Origin of the sequence: Sporosarcina sp. ACRSL, assembly GCF_022346605.1 — a bacterium.
Taxonomy (GTDB): Bacteria; Bacillota; Bacilli; order Bacillales_A; family Planococcaceae; genus Sporosarcina.
On the sequence record NZ_JAKRNT010000007.1, the window covers coordinates 36,279 to 55,467 of the forward strand.

The 19,189-nt window shown below is 39.9% G+C and carries 24 protein-coding genes and 1 pseudogene; 14 read left to right on the plus strand and 11 right to left on the minus strand.

Annotated features, from left to right (window positions below; translation table 11 throughout):
- Positions 1–28: 28 nt before the first annotated feature.
- The 10 genes and pseudogenes from MHZ92_RS11295 to MHZ92_RS11340 all read right to left on the minus strand — a co-directional run bounded on the left by MHZ92_RS11295 (position 29) and on the right by MHZ92_RS11340 (position 6,598).
- On the minus strand, positions 29–574 hold the full coding sequence (locus MHZ92_RS11295; RefSeq protein WP_239431806.1) for a GNAT family N-acetyltransferase: 546 nt from the start codon (positions 572–574) through the stop codon (positions 29–31).
- Positions 575–705: 131 nt separating this feature from the next.
- Positions 706–1,107, minus strand: coding sequence for an arsenate reductase (thioredoxin) (gene arsC / locus MHZ92_RS11300; RefSeq protein WP_239431807.1), 402 nt, complete (start codon positions 1,105–1,107; stop codon positions 706–708).
- Positions 1,108–1,121: 14 nt separating this feature from the next.
- Positions 1,122–2,417, minus strand: coding sequence for an arsenic transporter (locus tag MHZ92_RS11305; RefSeq protein WP_239431808.1), 1,296 nt, complete (start codon positions 2,415–2,417; stop codon positions 1,122–1,124).
- Positions 2,418–2,454: 37 nt separating this feature from the next.
- Positions 2,455–2,883 carry an ArsI/CadI family heavy metal resistance metalloenzyme gene (locus tag MHZ92_RS11310; RefSeq protein WP_239431809.1) on the minus strand — a complete coding sequence of 143 codons (429 nt, stop codon included), beginning with the start codon at positions 2,881–2,883 and terminating at the stop codon, positions 2,455–2,457.
- Between the two features lie 59 nt (positions 2,884–2,942).
- A complete protein-coding gene (arsR, locus tag MHZ92_RS11315; protein ID WP_239431810.1) occupies positions 2,943–3,248 on the minus strand; it encodes an arsenical resistance operon transcriptional regulator ArsR in 306 nt (101 codons plus the stop codon).
- 516 nt (positions 3,249–3,764) lie between these two features.
- Positions 3,765–4,034, minus strand: a pseudogene (locus tag MHZ92_RS11320) (DJ-1/PfpI family protein); the annotation flags it as partial.
- A gap of 61 nt (positions 4,035–4,095) precedes the next feature.
- The gene (locus MHZ92_RS11325) at positions 4,096–4,578 is read right to left on the minus strand and encodes a DUF3291 domain-containing protein (protein WP_239431811.1); all 483 of its coding nucleotides are present in this window, start codon (positions 4,576–4,578) and stop codon (positions 4,096–4,098) included.
- Between the two features lie 63 nt (positions 4,579–4,641).
- Entirely contained in the window at positions 4,642–5,361 is a 720-nt protein-coding gene (locus MHZ92_RS11330; RefSeq protein ID WP_239431812.1) for a hypothetical protein, read from the minus strand.
- Positions 5,358–6,233, minus strand: a complete 876-nt coding sequence (locus tag MHZ92_RS11335) for an ATP-binding cassette domain-containing protein (protein ID WP_239431813.1) — start codon at positions 6,231–6,233, stop codon at positions 5,358–5,360. Before MHZ92_RS11335 ends, MHZ92_RS11330 begins: the two co-directional genes overlap by 4 nt.
- Positions 6,230–6,598, minus strand: a complete 369-nt coding sequence (locus MHZ92_RS11340; protein WP_239431814.1) for a GntR family transcriptional regulator — start codon at positions 6,596–6,598, stop codon at positions 6,230–6,232. The genes MHZ92_RS11335 and MHZ92_RS11340 overlap by 4 nt, the downstream gene beginning before the upstream one ends.
- Before the next feature lie 391 nt (positions 6,599–6,989).
- Between MHZ92_RS11340 and pdxR the strand changes: the two genes are divergently transcribed.
- The 6 genes from pdxR to MHZ92_RS11370 all read left to right on the plus strand — a co-directional run bounded on the left by pdxR (position 6,990) and on the right by MHZ92_RS11370 (position 12,183).
- The gene (pdxR, locus tag MHZ92_RS11345; RefSeq protein WP_239431815.1) at positions 6,990–8,444 is read left to right on the plus strand and encodes a MocR-like pyridoxine biosynthesis transcription factor PdxR; all 1,455 of its coding nucleotides are present in this window, start codon (positions 6,990–6,992) and stop codon (positions 8,442–8,444) included.
- Positions 8,445–8,513: 69 nt separating this feature from the next.
- Positions 8,514–9,140, plus strand: coding sequence for a thioredoxin family protein (locus tag MHZ92_RS11350; RefSeq protein WP_239431816.1), 627 nt, complete (start codon positions 8,514–8,516; stop codon positions 9,138–9,140).
- A gap of 1 nt (position 9,141) precedes the next feature.
- A complete protein-coding gene (locus tag MHZ92_RS11355; protein WP_239431817.1) occupies positions 9,142–10,071 on the plus strand; it encodes a DMT family transporter in 930 nt (309 codons plus the stop codon).
- A gap of 271 nt (positions 10,072–10,342) precedes the next feature.
- Positions 10,343–10,675, plus strand: coding sequence for a winged helix-turn-helix transcriptional regulator (locus MHZ92_RS11360; protein WP_239431818.1), 333 nt, complete (start codon positions 10,343–10,345; stop codon positions 10,673–10,675).
- A gap of 306 nt (positions 10,676–10,981) precedes the next feature.
- Positions 10,982–11,710: an NAD(P)-dependent oxidoreductase gene (locus MHZ92_RS11365; RefSeq protein WP_239431819.1), complete on the plus strand. Its 729-nt coding sequence runs from the start codon at positions 10,982–10,984 to the stop codon at positions 11,708–11,710.
- A 14-nt stretch (positions 11,711–11,724) separates the two neighbouring features.
- Positions 11,725–12,183, plus strand: a complete 459-nt coding sequence (locus tag MHZ92_RS11370; protein ID WP_239432025.1) for a DUF2269 family protein — start codon at positions 11,725–11,727, stop codon at positions 12,181–12,183.
- A 360-nt stretch (positions 12,184–12,543) separates the two neighbouring features.
- Here the strand turns inward: MHZ92_RS11370 and MHZ92_RS11375 are convergent, their stop codons facing one another.
- Entirely contained in the window at positions 12,544–13,506 is a 963-nt protein-coding gene (locus tag MHZ92_RS11375; RefSeq protein ID WP_239431820.1) for a helix-turn-helix transcriptional regulator, read from the minus strand.
- Positions 13,507–13,612: 106 nt separating this feature from the next.
- Between MHZ92_RS11375 and MHZ92_RS11380 the strand changes: the two genes are divergently transcribed.
- The 8 genes from MHZ92_RS11380 to MHZ92_RS11420 all read left to right on the plus strand — a co-directional run bounded on the left by MHZ92_RS11380 (position 13,613) and on the right by MHZ92_RS11420 (position 19,103).
- Positions 13,613–14,143, plus strand: coding sequence for a dihydrofolate reductase family protein (locus MHZ92_RS11380; RefSeq protein WP_239431821.1), 531 nt, complete (start codon positions 13,613–13,615; stop codon positions 14,141–14,143).
- Between the two features lie 268 nt (positions 14,144–14,411).
- Positions 14,412–15,062, plus strand: a complete 651-nt coding sequence (gene queC, locus MHZ92_RS11385; protein WP_239431822.1) for a 7-cyano-7-deazaguanine synthase QueC — start codon at positions 14,412–14,414, stop codon at positions 15,060–15,062.
- Positions 15,055–15,642 (plus strand): VUT family protein, encoded by a 588-nt coding sequence (locus MHZ92_RS11390; protein ID WP_239431823.1) that lies wholly within the window; start codon positions 15,055–15,057, stop codon positions 15,640–15,642. Before queC ends, MHZ92_RS11390 begins: the two co-directional genes overlap by 8 nt.
- 16 nt (positions 15,643–15,658) lie before the next feature.
- Positions 15,659–16,147 (plus strand): preQ(1) synthase, encoded by a 489-nt coding sequence (queF, locus tag MHZ92_RS11395; protein WP_239431824.1) that lies wholly within the window; start codon positions 15,659–15,661, stop codon positions 16,145–16,147.
- A gap of 421 nt (positions 16,148–16,568) precedes the next feature.
- Positions 16,569–16,913: a PadR family transcriptional regulator gene (locus tag MHZ92_RS11400; RefSeq protein ID WP_239431825.1), complete on the plus strand. Its 345-nt coding sequence runs from the start codon at positions 16,569–16,571 to the stop codon at positions 16,911–16,913.
- Positions 16,910–17,248, plus strand: a complete 339-nt coding sequence (locus MHZ92_RS11405) for a DUF1048 domain-containing protein (protein ID WP_239431826.1) — start codon at positions 16,910–16,912, stop codon at positions 17,246–17,248. Before MHZ92_RS11400 ends, MHZ92_RS11405 begins: the two co-directional genes overlap by 4 nt.
- A 343-nt stretch (positions 17,249–17,591) precedes the next feature.
- Complete coding sequence (locus tag MHZ92_RS11415) at positions 17,592–18,353, plus strand: ABC transporter ATP-binding protein (protein ID WP_239431827.1); 762 nt, start codon at positions 17,592–17,594, stop codon at positions 18,351–18,353.
- A complete protein-coding gene (locus MHZ92_RS11420; protein ID WP_239431828.1) occupies positions 18,354–19,103 on the plus strand; it encodes an ABC transporter permease in 750 nt (249 codons plus the stop codon).
- The last annotated feature ends 86 nt before the right edge of the window (positions 19,104–19,189 follow it).

Consider the following 19,189-nt stretch of genomic DNA (forward strand, 5'->3'; position numbering starts at 1 on the left):
AATAATGAGCGCTAATTAGAAGTTCTAATTATTCATTAAACCTACTCATAATTACGGTGTTATAATATTTTCCATCTGATAGCAGCTTATCCTTCTTTAATAACCCTTCTTCTTCAAAACCATAGTTTTTATAAAGCAGTATGGCTTTTTCATTTGTTTCGAGTACATTCAAAGTTATTTTTTTAATTTCGTTTGAATCAGCCCATCTAATTGTTTCTTTTAAGAAGTTTGTTCCAATGCCGTATCCCCAGAAATCTTTTAGTACACAAACACCAAATTCAACTTTATGAGACATTCTTTTCAACTGATTGCCTTCACACCTTGAGAAGCCAACAATTCTTCCGTTTGTTTCGCAAACTAAAAAAAGATTATGGACACTTTCTGTATCTTCTTTGATTAGTTGTTTAAAACCTACTTCATCTATGTACGCTTCACCTTTCTCTCTATCCATGTTTTCTGTTTCGCTATCTATCTGCAATCGCACTTCTGATAAGAGTTCCGCATCACTCTCTTTGGCTGACCTTATAGTATAACTGAAATTACGAATATGAAATTGTATTGGATTTACTCTCATTATAAACTCCTCCTTTTAAACTATCCTGCTTCGTTAGTTGAAAAAGAAAAAAGAGCCCTCAAGCCCTAAACAATCTGCACTAAAGCACCCGTTCGTGAAATTAAAGGAGAATTCTTTAAGCAAGGTTCTTCTTATTTCCCAGTTTCACCAAATCGCTTAATTCGTTCACCAATTTCGTCACGAACACGCTGAAATTCGGACCACTCTTTTCCTGCGGGATCATCGAATCCCCAGTGTTCACGTTTAACGTGCGGTGGCGTGATTTGACATTTATCAGCAGCATCACCGCACAATGTCACCACTAAATCCGCATTGTTTAAAATTTCAGGATCAATAATGTCTGATGTTTGGCTCGATATATCAATATCAGCTTCTTTCATAGCCTTAACAGCATTGGGATTTAAGCCGTGAGCTTCGATTCCTGCACTTTTAACTTCCCACTCTTCGCCTAAGATTTTTTTCGCCCAGCCTTCTGCCATCTGGCTTCTGCAAGAGTTTCCTGTACATAGGAAGTAAATTGTTTTTTTAGACATAACGTAGTTCTCCTTTAGGTAAGCAGTAATGATAGATATAGCCCGAGTAATGTAATAAATAGGATTGGGATTGTTAAAACAATACCTGTTTTAAAATAAGTTCCCCATGAAATTTTGACTCCTTTTTGGGAGAGAACATGTAGCCACACCAAGGTTGCAAGAGACCCGATTGGTGTGATTTTTGGACCTAGGTCGGATCCAATGACATTTGCATAAATAAGAGCTTCCCGAATGGTTCCAGAGGTACTGGTTTCAGCAATCGCTAATGCATCGATCATGACTGTTGGCATGTTATTCATGATCGATGATAGAAAGGCTGCAATAAAGCCCATTCCAATCGTTGCAGCAAACAATCCCTGTTCGGCTGTTGCCTGAATGACGCTTGCCAAGGAATCCGTTAGCCATGCATTTCCTAACCCATACACGACCACGTACATCCCGATCGAGAAAAACACGATATTCCACGGTGCACCTTTTACAACTGTTTTTGTACTTACCGCACTGCTTCTTCGTGCCATCAATAAAAAGAAGATGGCGATGATCCCTGCAACAAATGAAACGGGGATTTGGGTGAATTCGCTCGAAAAGTAGCCGATCAGCAACACCCCAAGCACATACCAGGAAAGTCGGAACATTTTTATGTCCTTGATGGCTTCTGCTGGCGTTCTTAATTTAGATAAGTCATACGAACCTGGAATGCTTCGTTTAAAGTAAATTAAAAGGACCGTAATCGTTGCGATAAGTGAGAAAAGGTTCGGGATGATCATTCTTGAAGCATACTCCACGAATCCAATATTGAAGAAATCAGCCGATACAATGTTAACTAAGTTACTGACAACGAACGGAAGGGACGTCGTATCTGCAATAAATCCACTCGCCATGATGAACGGGAAGATCATTTTCTCTGTAAACTGCAAATTACGAACCATCGCTAACACGATGGGCGTCAGGATTAAGGCAGCTCCATCGTTGGCAAACAATGCAGCAACGACGGCTCCCAAAATACTCACATAAACAAACATTTTGATGCCATTGCCTTTGGCAACCCTCGCCATATGGAGTGCTGCCCATTCAAATAATCCAATCTCGTCTAGGATCAATGAAATGATGATAATCGCCACAAAAGATAAGGTTGCATTCCAAGTAATGCCGATGACTTCGTTGACATCACCAAAATCGACGACTCCTACAAGTAACGCTAATACGGCTCCACCAATAGCAGACCAACCGATATTCAACCCTTTTGGCTGCCAGATGACAAGAATAAGTGTTGCTACAAAAATTATTGTTGCTAGTATTGCCGTAATCACTATTTAACCTCCATCAATCACACGATGTGATTTCTTCTTAGCAGCAGGAATTGCTTGCATCTCCAGCCACACAGCAAGCCGATTCTATCTTATGGACATCGCTGTCAGCTTTCGTATAGAAAAACTCCCACTCATTTCCGTCTGGATCTGTTACCCAAAACTTATCCTGCACGGCATAACAGCATGTTGTATCTGTCTCATCACGCGCAAAGAACCCTTCTTTTTCGAGTCTTTCCTTATGAGCTGTAATTTCTTCGCTCGTTTCCACTTGAAAACCGAAATGGTTGACCTGATTCCCCTTTACTTCATCGCGAACATTCAGTGTAAAATTCAGTCCTGGACTTTCAAGCAGAAATTTTGCATAATCAGCTTTTACTTTAACTGGTTCTACTCCAAATACCTTTTGGTAAAACGCAATGGATGTCTCTAGATTCGTAACGTTAATGCCAACGTGAACGTATTTCATGAACAATTCCCCCTTGGTTTTGATATATCAAAAAAAGTTGATTTAACCCCTAAAAAAATTTAGCAGCAGCTTGCTTTTCCAGTTTTTCTAAATACGCAACAAAGCTCTTCGGATAATAAATTATTTACTTCAACATCATTCAAATCATAATAGTTCCATGTTCCTTTTGTTTCCTTCGTGATCAAGTTGGCATCCAATAAAACTTTGAGGTGATAAGAAAGTTTTGATTGCGTCATCCCGAAAGTTTCCGTTAAATCGCAAACGCACGTTTGCCCTTTTTGACAAAGCTCATACATGATTTCTAATCGTTTCTGATCGGCTAAAGCTTTAAATTTCTTCTCATATTCCCCAAATTGAGTTGTCATTTCGGTATTTCTCCCTTCATCAATTCTTTTTGATGTTACAAGTATATGCAAAACAGGTCTGGTTATGCAACTGATAAATCAACTTTTTTATGATTTACATTAAAAAGTTTACTGAAATACGCAGAAAAAAGAAATTTATATCGTTGAAGAAATCCCAAGACAAAAAGCTCGATTTCCCAGTGTTAAGGTTGGAAAATCAAGCTCTTTAACGGTCCGATTGTTGAACACAAGTTAATCAATGCTCTTCAACTATTCTGCTCCGTTAGTTTAAGTGAAAACTTTCACAACGTTTAAATTTACTTTACCATAAGTCTCCAAATTCTTACGAAATAAGTTCGTTTCAGTTTTAGCATGTATGTGAATTTGTTAAATCTCTGAAGTGTTGAGCAACGATAAAAGAGACATTAATTCAAATGTGAATCGATGTCTCTAGATAGATTGTTTTTTGAAGTTTTCAGATCAGACCCCGCTTTGCTTTTGAAAGTGGTAGTGGGTTGGGGGGGGGTGGAGATGTTTTTAATTTGCAGGTTTTCTCCAAACAACTCCTCTTCGTTCATATTCCATTCGATGTTCAACGGCAGCTGCTATGTCAGCTCCTGCAAATCTCTCAATGATCCATAAAGCTAGATCGATTCCTGATGTAACTCCCCTCGAGGTGATCACACTACCTTCGTCGATTATTCGATATCCTGCGTAATCAGCTCCGTATTTAGAGAGTTCATCTTTCGAGAGGTAATGCATCGCAACTTTTTTGTCTCGTAAAATACCTGAAGCAGCCATCAACATGTTTTATGTTCTCTTAATTTCATAGGTGGTTCACCTCTTTACGGGGGGATAATCACTTGAGCTATTCATCTCGTTGTTTCTTAACTACATAAGTTTCCCCTTTATCATCAAATGCTTGTTTAAAATCAAACGCAAAAGATGTCGCCCCGTGCTGAGTATAATAATCATATCTCTTAAAAGCTTCCTTCCATGAAACATCCTTTAAATTCTCTGCCCACCATATGACATACGAAAGGTGTTTCTCCGGATAAGACGCCACCCATTTGCTTCGTTCGCGTAACGCTTGCCGATGCAGACCGGAATAAGAGAAACGATATAAGGATTCGAGGTTTTTCCAGACCGTCAATGTAAGTACAGGAACTCCATCTCCTTTTATCGCATCTTGAGGTAATGTGACTCCTTCAGGTGAAAATGCCTCCACTAGATGTCCAGACATGATTGCCTTGCCAAATATGTCATTTCCTACTTCATAGAATTCCAGAGAAGCAGGGTGATCAATGGGATGTTTTAGCCTGCCAACCGTATAGATCGATACGAGAGACATAAACAGCACCTCATATATAATCAAATTTTTAATGACAATGGATCACACTTACAAGTCTTTATTCTAATCCCTTTTCGACTTAGCCGTTAGCGGAGCATTTCGCATGATGGGATATGTGATGAACAATGTAATCAGACTAATAATGATCACAAAAGAGAATATCACTGAGTCACTTAAGTCCTGAGCCACTAGCCATTCCCAAAATGAAAAATCGATCAAACCACTGTAGTGTATGAGCGTACCGATGATCATTAACACCGTCAACCAAATCACAGTTTTTTTGAAACCAAGTCGATAATATATTGTATAAAACAGGAAAGCGAAGGAGAAGAGGAGAATTCCTACCATAAAATCCATTACATAATAGGATAGGAAGGTATACTCTCGATGTAAAAAGGTTCCTGGATGCAAAATATGAGCTCCTACGTTCCATCGCTCATAAAATGTGACAAGAATCAATTGCAAGAGGTTTAAAACAAAGGTGACGATCAGCACGCTAGCCAACCCTACTGCATAAAAGGTTTTCAGCAAATTGATCCTTGTACTTCCCATTCCGATTGCGACAGGGAATATCGTTTTGAATCCATTAATGGCGTACAAAAGAATGAAAAAATAGGTTGGTCCTGAGATGGCAGCGATTACCTCATCACCTAAGTTGAAGAAATATCCAATCGTTAACCATAACAATAGTATAGGGATTGTAATATAGAGGATCAGCAGCTTCCCGAAGGCAAATTTTGTCTCTTCATAAACGATTCTAAATGTCCCGCTGTTCAAGTTCATACGTTGACCCCATTTCGTTTTTCCGTTTTATTTAATAAATAATCATGGAGGGATGCAGGTTCAATTGACAAGCCATGGGACTGCGCAAAATGCTTCCATTCGTTCGTATAAGGTTCATCCAGCATGACTTTCATTTTCGTCCCCATTTCTTGTTGCTCCATGACAGTGTGTGACGGGATTATCGTTGAAAAAGAAGTCTTTTCCCCACTTAACCATATGCCTTTTTCCCGCATCGTTTCCATTGGTTCATGGAAAAGTACGGTGCCATCATGTATCACTACCAACGCTTCACATAGCGTTTGAATTTCTTCGATATGATGGGACGATAAAAAAATGAGTCTCGGGTTTTCTTCATAACTTTCCAACAGTACTTCGTTAAATTTCTTGCGCATAGCTATATCTAACCCATTGGTCGGTTCGTCTAGAATTGTTATTTCGGCATTACTGGCAATACCGATAATAAATTGCAATGCTGATTTCATCCCCTTAGAGAGCCTTGGGATATGTTTGTTTTCATCCAAATGAAAAACGCTTAAAAGCTCTTTCGCAAGATCCATATCAAAGTTTGGATAGTAATAACCACCAAAGCGTAGCGCGTCTTTAACCTTCCAAAGCTTGCTGAATGGATGGTTTTCTTGCATATAACATAAGTGATGATTGGTTCGATCATTGTTATAAGGATCAAATCCTTTTATGTTTATCTCACCTTCAACAGGTTTTAAATGACCAGCTAACAACTTCATTAAGGTCGTTTTCCCAGTTCCGTTTCGCCCCCAAAGTCCAACGATGATTTTCTCATTCACTACCAAATTAAAGTCTTGCAATACTTTCGCAGAATCATAACGATAGTGAACCTGATTGACTTTGATCATGATTGAGCCTCCTTTTCTATTAACCGGATAATCTTTTGGACATCCATCCCTAAACGGGCCCCTTCTTCTAGTAAAGGGGTTATATAATTCTGTCGAAATTGTTGCTGCCGTTCTTCTACTATTTTTTGATACGCTCCTTCACTCACAAACATTCCAATCCCTCTTTGTTTGTAAATAAAATCATCATCCACTAAAGTTTGAAGTCCTTTTCTTACAGTTGCACGATTAATATTGTAAAAGCTAGACAATTCATTCTCAGAGGGTAATTGGTCTCCTTCTTTTAAATGACCTACCACAATTTCATCTAATATGATTTGTGCAATTTGTAGAAAAAGTGGCTGATTTTCATCTAATGATGGCTTCAACGCTTTACCTCCGATTTCTCTATATATGTTTACTTGTATACTCGACTAATCAACCATACAACAATATTGTATTGTTGTAAAGTGAGAAATGTTCTTACATCTCTAGTTTTTTTATTGCTTGTCTGCGGAATTTAACAAAAAGGGTGAAATGTGAAAGGAATATGATTAATTTTATTGAACTTACTATGTAAGGAAATAAACTTTTTCCATGATTGAGCTGCCAGCAAGGGTTCAGGCTGCGATTCGGAGATCTAGACAGTATGGGCAACCAGTAGAGTCGGCTTTTGAAAGCCACTTAGGTTACATGAGACAGTAGGAGAGTATAGATAGTAACGAGTTTTGAGAAACGACTGAAATTGATCTTTATATAAAAGATAGCGAGTGGTGAGAGATGTTTGAGATTGTTTTAAATGATGAGACTGAACAACCTATGTACCAATCTCTTTATATACAGATTCGCAATAACATTCGAAATGGAGTAGTAGGAGATGGGACGAAGCTCCCTTCAATAAGGTCTTTGCAACTGCAACTGAATATTAGTAAAACACCTATTGAAACAGCATACCAAATGCTGATATCGGAAGGGTACGTGGTAAGTAAACCACGATCTGGCTTTTATGTAGTATACCCATTTTCAGATGATCCAAATGTAATAAGTGCTAGGAAAGAACGGCGGAAGGAAAACAGTGTCGTTAACAGTACAAAGGAAAAAAATGCAATACAGAAGAAAATAATCGATTTTAATCCGACTGCAATCGGGAACGATCTGTTTCCGATTCGTATTTGGAATAAAGCAGTCAAAGAAGCGATCGAGAGAAATCAGTTAGAACTCGGGAAATACGGATTTCCTCAGGGAGAGTTGAAATTAAGGGTACTGCTTTGTGAATACTTATACAACTCCAGAGGGGTGAATTGTACGCCAGAACAAATTGTTATTGGTAATGGAATCACAAGTAGTATGAATATGATTTCAAAACTGCTAGACAGTAAAGTGTTTGCCATCGAAGAACCTGGCTTTAACTTGGTTAGAAACCAGCTCATACTGAATGATTGTGAAGTCATACCAATCCCTCTGGATGGTACAGGTATCATTATAGAAGAACTGGAAAAGAAAACGATCGAAGCAGTTTATGTTACGCCTTCGCATCAGTTTCCGACGGGGTGTGTCATGCCATATGCAAAAAGAGAACAGCTTATTAAATGGGCAACTGCAAATAACTCTTACATTATTGAAGATGACTATGACAGTGAAATCAGGTATGTAGGGAAACCTATTCCTTCCTTACAGGGGATGGATAATTCGGGCAGAGTGATTTATATTGGGACTTTTTCTAAAATCTTTTCTCCTGCATTGCGAATGAATTATATGGTGATACCACAAACATTAATGGAAAGAATGAAGGATATTTCTTCTGAAGTAAATTATTTGCCCTCTCGTTTTGAACAATGGGCAATGAGTGATTTTTTAGAAAAAGGGCATTTGTATCGTCATATCCGAAGGGTTCGCATTTCGTACCGGAAAAAGCATAAATTATTAGTTGATTTAATTAGGCTACATCTCGAACCACATGTTGAAATCAAAGGAGAAAATGCTGGTATTCATCTTCAATTGGTTGTAAAAACCAAGCATTCAGTCAAAACACTGATTGAAGCCGCAGCGTCAAATGGAGTAAAAGTGTATGATTTTAAAAATATGTGGATGAATGAAGTTATGGATGTCTTTCCTATAATTTATCTTGGGTTTGCAGCTATTAGTGAAAAAGATATGGAAGCTGGTATTCTTTTATTAAAAAAATCTTGGATGCCTCTATTAGCAGTCAATGAAAACTGCCTTTTTAAAAAGTAATAAACTGACCATTTTGAAATGGTCAGTTTTTTTATATGCTTCATATATATACTTGGTGAGGTGATATATATGACATTAAATTTAAAACATGTTATCGGAAAAGGAATTACTGCTCAAGAATTTATGGAAGGGATGCAGGTACGGTCAATGGAATTAAGTAATATTCCGAATACGAAAGAGAGGTTCATTAATACTTACAAAGACTTTACTTGGAAAAGTGAAAAAGAAAAGGAATTCTTTACTTCCATTTCTACAAGAGCGGATTTAATAAGTTTTATTCTTTGCACTGATTGGTGTCCTGATGTTATTTGGAATGTTCCTGTCCTGCTAAAGATAATGGAACAAAGTCAGATTCCTACAGAAATACTAATAATGGAAGAGCACTTAGAAACAATGGACTTGTTTTTGACGGACGGTGCACGTGCGCAGCCAATCCTAGTTATTCTCAAGAAAAACGGAGATGTCTTGGGAAGATGGGGAGCCCGTCCCTCTTATATTCAAAAAGTTATGGATCAATTTAAAGAAGGTAACCCTAAAAAAGATTCGGATTATCAAAATAAATTAAATGACGTATATAAAGAAATCGGGAAGTTATATAATTCAGCGGACCAATATCAAGAAGTTATCCTGAGCGAATTACAGCAATTGTTCTCCAATATAGAAAAGCGCCAACTTGATAATAAAGGAATACTTTAATATGCCACGTTCTGTATATCTCTCTTTATTGGTTCTTAGTATGATTTGGGGAGGTTCCTACTACTTTATTAAGATTTTGCTCGAAGTATTTGAACCATGGACAATTGTATTTTTTAGATCTACTCTCGGTTTGGTCACGATCATTTTGATTATGTTGTTAATGAGAAAATCCTTTGAGCTCAAAAAAATACCATGGGTATGGATGACCGTTGTGGCAGCGGTTAATACAGCTATTCCTTGGGCTATTATTGGGTTTAGCGAAATTAGATTAACTAGTAACATGGCCGCGTTATTAAATTCAACAACACCTCTTCTTTCGTTACTATTAGGGATTCTCTTTTTTGGAACAAAAGCAGTTCGTTGGCATTGGGTGGGAATCAGTATTGGGATTATAGGACTAATGATCCTTTTGGGTTTGAAAACAAATATGGTCTATATCGATATAGTAGGCGGAATTGGCATGATTGTTGCATCCTTATTTTATGGATTAGGGTCTCATTTGTCGAAAAGCCTACTCAAAGGACTTTCACCATTTCAAGCAACATTAGGTACGTTATTTTTCACATCAATAATAAGTGGAATCGTGGCCATTTCAACCGAAGACATTCCTTTAACGAAAGTGGTTACCCCGATTAACCTTTTTGTTCTAATTGGTTTAGGCATTTTTGGTTCTGGTGTAGCCTATATCTTGTTTTATTTTATTGTTAATCGTGGAACGCCTGTTATTGCTACAACTGTAACTTATCTTATACCCGTTTTTTCATTGGTATGGGGCACCCTATTTCTCAACGAAAGCATACATCTGAATATGATAATAGGCGCTCTTTTGATTATGTCGGGAATTTTTTTAACTGGTAAAAATAGCGGTAAAAAAGAGGGAATAGTGAATGAAGTTGAAAATGCAGAAAATGTCCCCTTATCAGCAAAATAAATTGAAAAGGTAAGTGAAGAAGCGTCTCAAGCTATTGAACAACAGTGGACAGACGACTCTTTGAGCCGAAGACTGGAATTATTTGGGAGAGAAGAAACTTTCGCAATCGTAAAAGACCAGATCTATAGTTGTTCCTGAAAGCCACTTCTACAATCCCTTTTTACTCTTACAAGTTTCATTTGATTGATTTGTTTGTATGTTTCTTGTAAAATTTTGTTAAGTGTTTACGTTAGATAATGCACTTACTTAAAAGTAAGGGGAGGATTTATCAATGATTCATAAGCGTGAATGCCCAGTTGAGACAGTCATTCATGTTTTAGGCGGCAAATGGAAGCCGATGATTTTATGGCAATTGATTGAATCCGATAAACGATTCAGCGATCTGGAAAAGCTTATACCTGATGTTTCACAAAAAATGCTTTCACAACATCTCCGAGATTTGGAACGAGAAGGCATAGTCGATAGAACGATCTACCCTACCATCCCTCCAAAAGTAGAATATTCCCTCAGTGAATACGGCAAAACACTGATCCCTGTAGCAGAAGTCATGTGTGCTTGGGGAGAAGGTCATAATAAGCGGAAATATGAAGAATCCGCGTCTTAAAGCCGGTTCAAAGAACTTGTAGACTACACTAATTCGATCAACTTAACACAAAAGCTGCCACGGAGTACCGGGCAGCTTTTGTTTATCTACAGTCGGCACTCTCCTGCTAGTGTAGGGTTATCGCCAATCTGTCTTTAGAATTTTCCTGTCCTCCCGACCCCCGCGTGAACAATAAAACTAATCCTTCTTGCATGCTTACTTTTTAGTAAGTACCTTACTTTAAAGTGCGTTCTTAACAGAATATTAAAACGATGCTAAGCTCGAGTTAAACAAAAATTATTAGCCGTTTATGAGGAGGAAAGAACAATGAGAATTATTGTTTTTGGAGCGACGGGGAATACGGGAAGAAGATTGTTGGCGCAAGGGATAAAAATGGGGCATGAAATGACCGCATTTGTACGGAATACTGAGAAACTTTATGATCAACTAGGTGAGCATTCCGTTCAGCATGTGAAGGTGATCGTGGACGATATTATGGACCCGGTCAGCGTTGGTGAGGCGCTCTCGCATCAAGACGCCGCAATTATTGCAGCCGGTCATGCGGGCCAGGGAGAAGAATTTATTCGGATCGTCGATAACATTATAAGCCAATGTGAATTCCAAACTAGTTTCTCTGGGCGGGTATGGATAATGGGAGGAGCCGGGCTGCTGGATATTCCATATACCGATCTCATCGGCAACAATTTACCCGGCTTCCCGCCTGAGTATAAAAATCACAACCGGAATTTCGATCGGCTACAGCAGACTCAACTCGATTGGTCCATTATGTGTCCGGGAACAATGAGTGATTCGATAGAGCATCCAAATTCGGTTCATCTGCATGTAACAACGGAAACCTTGCCCATTCCGATTCCGGAGATGATCAAGGAATATTCCGAGGAAGATATAGCCCATCACTTGTTCAGCCGGCTTCAAGAGCTGGTTGTTGCTTATGACGATGTCGCGAAATGTATGCTGGACCATATAGAGCTCGGAGGATCGTTTAAAAGAAAAAGGGTTGGTATTGCCTACCGAAGCAATATTCCGGTGCACTGAGGAGAAGGGAGATAATCGGTTTGTTTGGATTACTGCTCGTTTTGCATATATTGGCTGCGATCGCCATAATTGGTCCCGCTTTCGTAACGCCCATCATTCGAAGATCCGCTAGAACCATCGGTCAGCTGCGCTTTGCTTTTGGTGTAACGACCAAGCTTGCCATAATACCAAAAATTGGTGGAGCCGTACTTATTATTACCGGGGTTTGGCTAATGATCATAACCAAGATGGGGTTATCCCAAATGTGGCTGAATGTATCCATCCTTTTATCGCTGCTCATGGTCGTCATAATCGACGGATTGATTGCGCCGCGTATGAAAAAGATCATAAAAATCGTATCTGAAAGTCAAGACCAAGGAAATGAAATACCCGCCGAGCTCGTACTGTTGATGAAAAGGATCGTACCAATCGAGACAGCTGCACAGTTGCTGATGATTACCATATTGGTGCTTATGGTCGTTAAGCCATTTTAAAGAAGCAGAGGGGAGAGACTTGACCACATTTTCACCACTAACGCTTCAGAATCCGGGGATCTATGTTCTCTTCAGATGGCAAACGATCCCCATGGTAAAGAGGTGATGTTCCTACTTTGAAGGAAGAATCATAGAAATTGGATCAATCCAATGAAAGTAACCCTAAAAATGATTCGGATTACCCAAATAAATTAAATGACCTATATAAAAAATTTGGGAAGTTATATAATTCAGGGGACCGATATCAAGAAGTCATTCTGATCGAATTACAGCAATTGTTCTCATCTATAGAAACTCGCCAATTTGAATTATCAAGGAAGCGGGAAATAGAGAAGTGGTCACATGAAATAATCTAATAGCTTATTTCTTTTCGTGAAATTTTATTACGGACAACGCGGACGATACAATCTCTTTAGGTAATTCCTTGGGGGAAATGACCTTAATATTATTTGTAAATCCTAATATGAACTCGATAGCCTCTTGCTTGTCATTAAATCTTAAAGTCGCTGGTATCCATTTATCTTCATTTGGATTCTGTGTTTCTATAAAATGAACAAACTTGCCTGTAAATTTAATTCTATTTATAATTGCTGGATGTATTTCTACTTGTACATCAAATTCGGGTAAATTTTGTATAAATTTTACCTTAGATTGTTCCCAGTATGCCGCCAAATTGAAATTAAGCGGTCTGCTAAAAGTTTCATTTAAAACCTCTACATTGTGTATACGTGATACCCTGTAATTACGTAGCTCTCCATTTCTTGATGCAACAAGATACCACCTATTCCCTTTCGCTACCAATCCTAATGGTTCAATCAACCTTTCTTTTTGTTCCCCATCGGCCTGTTCATAGTAAATTTTTAATTTTTTACTTTCCCATACTGCTTGTTGGACGGTTTTGAGAGCTTGTACTTTTTCTTTGGATTGTCGCCAAGTGCCCGAATCGATATGAATTCTTTCCCACATCGCCTGTGCTTCATCCCGAAATGTACCAGGGATGGCTGCAAGTAACTTTTGTCTGGTATCTAATGCTTGGCTATTTAATCCTATGTCTTCGAGTAATTTTCTTGAAGGGAAGAGAAATAGAGTTTTTATGTCATCTTTGTTTAATCCACTTAGTTTACTGCGGAAGTTGTCTAACAGACGCCATCCCCCCTCTTTTCCCCTATCAGAGACAATGGGTACCCCTGCAGTACTTAAAGCATCCATGTCTCTTAGGATGGTTCTATCTGATACTTCTAATTCATTGGCTAGTTCCTTTGCCGTCATTTTCCCTCTGTTCTGTAACAAAATCATAATATTCATTAATCTGTCTGCTCTCATAAAATCCATCCCTTCGGTGAAAGTACGAATTAATTTTTTAAATATGACAGAAGGTGTCGTGTATTAATAATATACTTAATTTAAAGATAAGGAAAGGAGAACTATTATGGATCAAAATCGAAATGTCGTATTATTTATTGCATCGAGTTTGGATGGATATATTGCTACAAAAGATGAATCTCTTGAGTGGTTATTTAAAGTAGAAGGTGAAGGTGATAATGGCTTTTCGGAGTTTTATGATACGGTTGATACAGTATTAATGGGTAAAAAAACGTACGATTGGATAATGAGACATATGGATGAATTTCCATATAAAAATAAAGAATGCTTTGTGTTTACAAGATCTATGATTAAAGATACTGAAAATGCAAAATTTGTAAGTGTTGAAATAACTAATTTTGTTAATAAATTAAAAAGCCAACATGGCAAAAAAATTTGGATTGTGGGTGGTGGAAGGTTGTTAAATTCTTTTATACAAGAGAATTTAGTTGATGAATTTATCATAACTGTTGCACCAACTATACTAGGTGAAGGAATTCCATTATTTATAGAGGGGGATTATCAATTAGACCTTTCGTTGAAAGGAACGAGGAACTTTAATCAATTTGTCGAATTGCATTATGAACGTAAACATTAAACAATATGTAAGTGGCAACTTGGATTATATGAAAATAAATCTTAAGTTAACACTAAAAATGAGCATCGTTTATTATGATGCTGGTAACATTATTGGCTACATGTAGTGAAAACCCTAGTAATGAACGATCCGCTTCACTTGAGCATGAGCAGTGCCATTGGACATTCTAGGAAAAAACGCTATCTTCATATAACAAATTCAGTTATACTCTTATTGAAGAGGGTTCGAAACCATCCCCTCTATAATAAAAACTAGGGAGGAAGTTTATATGGAAAAAGCGGTAGTCGTATTTAGTGGCGGGCAAGATTCAACGACGTGTCTTCTGTGGGCTTTGGAGACATTTGATTACGTTGAAGCCGTCACTTTTTTGTATGGCCAAAGAAATGTGTCGGAACTGGATTCGGCAAAGAAGATTGCAGAGGATTTGGGGGTTCCCCATACCATCATGGATCTGAATTTGCTGAACCAACTGACGGAGAATGCCATGACCCGCAGTGATATGGAGATTGACGAGACGGGTGAAGTTCCGAATACGTTTGTCGAGGGCAGAAACCATATTTTCTTGTCGTTCGCAGCCATTTACGCGAAGCGTGTTGGGGCGAGGCATATCATTACTGGTGTGAGTGAAACGGATTTCAGCGGCTATCCAGATTGCCGGAATGATTTTATCAAATCGTTGAATGTGACACTGAATCTTGCGATGGACGCACGGTTCGAGATCCATACGCCGTTAATGTGGAAAACGAAGGCGGATGTGTGGGAGATGGCGGACAAAATGGGCAGGTTGGAGTATATCCGAACGAATACGACGACGTGTTATAACGGAATCATCGGTGACGGATGCGGCGATTGTCCTTCTTGCAAATTGCGAAAGCAAGGCCTCGATGCGTACCTGACAGGGGGTCGAGCACATGTTTAGGATTCTCATCTACTTACTATCCATCGTAATTGCCAACGTCGTTACCGCCAAATTTGCGCCGATTCAATTAGGATTGTTCATCATCCCTTATGGAACGTTGTTTATTGGATTGACGCTCGTCATGCGGGATATGGTCCAAAATAGATTTGGCCGTGGGAAAACGTATATGTTGATTGTCGCTGCGCTTGCAATCTCTGCGATCACAAGCCACTTGTTAGGCGACGCGCTATGGGTCGTATTTGCATCGACGCTCAGCTTTATCATATCCGAAACAGTCGATACGGAAATTTATACGCGTTTCAAACTGCCGTTTGTGAAGCGAGTTATGTATTCCGGAATTATCGCCGGTTTTCTTGATTCCGCCGTATTTGTCATCATCGGAATCGGTCCGTTAGGTCTCAAGTTTGTACCGTGGGAACTTGTCCCTTACGCGATTGCAGGACAGTGGATTGCGAAAACGTTGATGCAGCTGATCATAGCAGGGGGAATTAGGCATTTTGTAATGAAATTAGGCATTTATGAACCGAATATATCAGACGTACAACATACAAATCCGCAAACAGTGCGGGCCACACGATAAGAGAGGAGCCGATCCAATGAAACAAAGTGATACGAAAGATCTTACACTGCTTGGAAATCAAAATACAGAATACAACTATGATTACAATCCGGGTGTGCTCGAAACATTTGAAAACCAACATCAGGACAATAATTATTTTGTAAAGTTTAATATTCCTGAGTTTACGAGTCTTTGCCCAATGACCGGCCAACCGGATTTTGCGACAATCTATATTTCTTATATTCCGGACGTCCGGATGGTGGAAAGCAAGTCTTTGAAACTGTACATGTTCAGTTTCAGGAATCACGGCGCTTACCATGAAGATTGTGTAAATATCATAATGAAAGACCTGATTGAACTGATGGATCCACGGTATATTGAAGTGTGGGCCAAATTCACACCGCGTGGCGGCATCTCCATCGACCCGTATTGCAATTATGGAAAGCCGGGCACGATGTTTGAACAAATGGCGGCGAACCGGCTTATGCAACATGATATGTACCCGGAGAACATTGATAATCGATAAATAATTTGATGAAAAGCGTTAGATCCATTAATACGGGGATTTAACGCTTTTTTTCATTACGAACTGTGTGTTTTATGCGTATCTGTAGACTTTTATGCGCGAAATATTAGGTTTATGCGTTTTTATTGGCATTTATGCGCGTATCCATTCATTTATGAGTAATTGTACGAGTTTATGCGTGTGAATCGGGATTTATGCGTTTTTAGAGCAGTTATATGCGCTTTTATTTAACAAATAGCTTTAACACCACGCAATTGGCAAAAAAGCCTTGAGTTCTTGGTCATCAACCCCTTCACCATTTAGTTTAAATTATTTAGACCTTATTGAGTTGACAAGTGGTACTATTCAGTAATACTATATACTAGTAGTTAGTAACACAGAGTACTAAAAATATAAGTAACATATATATGGAGGTAAAAAATTGGAAAATATCACAGAAATGCTGAAAGGGGTGCTTGAGGGGTGTGTGCTTGAAATCATCAGCCGTGGCGAAACTTACGGCTATGAAATCACGCAACAGCTGCGAGAACTTGGCTTCACTGATGTGGTTGAAGGCACTGTTTATGCGATTACTATGAGGCTTGAGAAAAACAATCTGGTGGACATTGAAAAAAAGCCATCCACTATGGGACCGCCAAGAAAATTTTACACACTCAACGCAGCTGGTCAAGAACAGCTTGAAATCTTTTGGGAAAAATGGGATTTCGTCTCAAGCAAAATTAACTACCTTAAAACTAAAAAAAATTTAAAAGGAGAAGTGCTATGAGTATTTTTGAAAAAATTATCGGAAGTCTGGATGACAAGCGGGAATGGAAGGCAATGGAGGCGCGTGCGAAGGCACTTCCAAGTGAGTACCGCAACGTTTACAGCGCAATCAAAAAGTATTTATGGACTTCCGGTAGTCCCTCCGACTGGAAGGAATGCAGCCGTATCTTCGGTGGCATTCTCGACCTCTTCGAGGAAGGTGCAGCGGAAGGCAAGAAAGTCACTGACCTTACAGGCAAGGACGTGGCTACTTTCTGCGACGAGCTAGTAAAGGACACGAAAACTTGGAGGGACAAATATCGCACGAAGTTGAATGATACGATTGGTCGTGGCTAACGGAGAAATCCTAATGGATTTTCGCCTAGCATCACACTAACGACGCAAACCATCACTGGGGAGGACTTGGCCACCTTGTCCGACGAACTACTTGCAAACGCTAAAACCTATGTCGACAAGTATCGTGAAAATATTGAATCAGAGGACCATGAAGCAATTGGGGAAAAGTAAATTTAATAGATGTTTCCTACTGAATAGTTGGTTACAAATGTAATGTGTCACCTTCACTATTCAGTTTTATTATTAATCCGGTAGTCAGTAATACAGATTATCAGTCATACTGAGTAGTGAAGAAAAGGTAATTCTAGAGACTTGTTGAGCTATTTAGAAGGAGGGAGAAAGTATGAACAATGCAGCGATATCGGTAAAAGGTTTAAAAAAATCCTTTAAAGACAAGGAAGTCTTAAAGGGAGTAGATTTTGAGGTGCGGCCTGGCGAAATTTTCGCACTGCTGGGCTCAAATGGGGCGGGCAAGACGACGACGGTCAACATCCTCTCAACGCTGATGAAGCCCGATGGCGGCGAAGCAGGTATTTGTGGCTTTGACGTCCAGCGTCAACCGGATCATGTTCGCCAGAGCATAAGCCTAACAGGGCAGTTCTCAGCTTTAGACGGTATGCTCACCGGGAGGGAAAATCTAATGATGATCGCCAAGTTGCGGGGAGTTTCAAATCCCGGTCAAATCGCCGACAATCTGCTTGCAAGATTCAGCCTAACCGATGCGGCCAACCGCCGGGCGGACCAGTATTCCGGTGGGATGAAGCGCCGGCTTGACATCGCCATGAGCCTGATCGGGACGCCAGCAGTCGTTTTTCTCGACGAACCGACGACAGGGCTTGACCCCGAAGCACGGATTGAAGTCTGGGATACTGTCAAGGTTCTTGCCGACGGTGGAACGACCATCTTGCTGACGACCCAGTACCTGGAGGAAGCCGAACAACTGGCGGACCGTATCGCCATCCTGCATGGCGGAAAAATCATCACGACCGGTACCCTTACCGAACTCAAAGAGATGTTTCCGCCAGCGAAAGTGGAGTACATCGAGAAGCAGCCGACATTGGAGGAAATTTTCCTCGCGATCATTGGCAAAAAGGAGGCGATGTAAATGCAAAGCAAAACAGGTGTATTACTAGGGCGTTTAATGCGCAACATCCTGCGCAGCCCGGATACGATTATTACGGTGGCGATTACGCCGATTATGATGTTGCTACTGTTTGTCTACGTATTTGGCGGCGCCATAGAAACAGGCACAGAAAACTACGTCAATTATTTATTGCCGGGAATCTTGCTGATGGCTATAGCATCCGGCGTCGCTTACACCTCCGTGCGACTGTTCACGGATGTAAAGAGTGGTCTGATGGCGCGTTTCATTACCATGCCCATCAAGCGCTCGTCGATATTGTGGGCCCACGTGTTGACCTCACTTGTTTCCAATGCGCTTACTATCGTGATTGTTATCCTCGTCGCACTTTTAATGGGTTTCCGATCCAGCGCTGATATCCTGGATTGGCTCGCGGTAGCGGGGATACTCGGACTGTTTACGATGGCGCTGACATGGCTTGCGGTTATTCCCGGATTGACAGCGGGGTCTATGGAGGGGGCGACAGCCTACTCGTACCCGCTGATTTTCCTGCCGTTTATCAGTTCTGCCTTCGTACCCACCGAAACCATGCCTAAAATTGTCCGTGCGTTTGCTGAGAACCAGCCCGTGACTTCAATCGTGAATGCGATACGTGCCCTTTTGTATGAAGGGTCTGTTGGCAACAATCTCTGGATCGCACTTGCCTGGTGCGTCTGTATCATGGTTATCGCTTACTTCTTGGCCAGTAAAGCATTTAAACGCCAGTTAGGGTAAGTACACCAATATGGGATTAGACATATCATTGAAGGCCAATTCGTTAACAACTTGTTCGTGATTATTAGGTTGAAAGGAACATAGAC